This is a genomic window from Pararoseomonas baculiformis, assembly GCF_017813395.1.
Classification (GTDB): domain Bacteria; phylum Pseudomonadota; class Alphaproteobacteria; order Acetobacterales; family Acetobacteraceae; genus Roseomonas; species Roseomonas baculiformis.
Genome location: NZ_JAGIZB010000108.1, coordinates 1 through 1078, shown reverse-complemented (window position 1 = coordinate 1078; position 1078 = coordinate 1). Strand labels below are relative to the sequence as shown.

Annotated in this window: 2 protein-coding genes; both read right to left on the bottom strand. The window is 63.7% G+C overall.

Annotated features, from left to right (window positions below):
* Window positions 1–465, bottom strand: a 465-nt coding sequence (locus tag J8J14_RS24795; RefSeq protein WP_209382209.1) for an ATPase domain-containing protein, incomplete at its 3' end; no start/stop codon positions are given.
* A complete protein-coding gene (locus J8J14_RS24790) occupies window positions 458–811 on the bottom strand; it encodes a HigA family addiction module antitoxin (RefSeq protein WP_245216152.1) in 354 nt (117 codons plus the stop codon). The genes J8J14_RS24790 and J8J14_RS24795, both read right to left, overlap by 8 nt.
* Window positions 812–1078: the final 267 nt, after the last annotated feature.

Sequence of the window (1078 nt, the reverse complement as noted above, 5' to 3'; positions counted from 1 at the left end):
CTGGCGCCGATAGCGCAGCGAACTCTGGGCCAGCAGGCGGATCTCGGACAGGCTGTCCAGGACGACGCGAACCGGCTTTGTGCGCTCGAAATTCTCAAAGATCTGCCGGGTCGCCTCGCCCAGCTCCAGGTCGGAGGAGTACAGCAGGCTCTGCTGCTGCGCAGCATCGAGCAGGCTCTCCGGTGGTACCAGTTCGAAAATTTCGACGTTGTCCGGAATGGTCCAGCCATGCGAACGCGCCCCGTCACGCAGCTCCCGCTCTGTCTCTGAAAGGGTAATGTAGAGGCCCTGCTCGCCGAGGCTTGCGCCTTCAAGCAAGAAGCTGAGCGCGATCGTTGTCTTTCCCGTGCCGGGGCTCCCCTCGAGCAAGAAGACGTGACCGGTCGCTAGCCCGCCAACCAGGACATCGTCGAGTCCGGCAACTCCGGTCCGAGCCTTGCCCAGAGCATCGGGACTGTCAGTCATGGGGTGCTCCGATCTGATCCAGGACGGCATCGGGGAGTGGGTGTTGAGGAAGTCTGGTCAATCTGGCTGGAAGCGCCGCCTGAGCCAGTGACAGATCATGGTCCTGCTGCCGCCCCAGCCAGAAACCGGCGGGGATGCCACAGAAGCGTTCCAGCCGCACTGCCATGTCCGGGGTGATGGCACTCCGTCCGGCGAGGATGCGGTGCAGGGTCTGCCGCGTGGTGGCGAGGTCCAGGGCTGCCTGGCTCACCGTGATCCCCAGTGCAGGCAGGATGTGGTCACGGAGCAGCAGGCCCGGGTGGAGTGGAGCAGCCGGGCTGCGCATCTTGGGCGGCTCGCGGCTCATGAAACGGCGTGTAAACGGACACTTTACGGATGGCAACGGCTGCTATGCCCAGGAGTGCCGCCGGATACGCAAAATCAACGTATGACCCGCCCCGTCCGCAAGGAGTTTTCACGACCCGGTCTGATCAGTCTACGCCAACGTATCCGTGTGTGGATGGCCCCCTGTCTTGCAAGAAGAATCATGGCAATCAAGCAGCGGTAGTCGCTTGCAGTCGTGTGTCCGGCCTTCAGCGCGGCACGACGGCCGCTGGCCCTGATGGGTGTCCGC

Excerpts from the sequence above, each read along its gene's own strand:
- J8J14_RS24790 (WP_245216152.1), bottom strand. The coding sequence starts at position 811 with ATGAGCCGCGAGCCGCCCAAGATGCGCAGCCCGGCTGCTCCACTCCAC.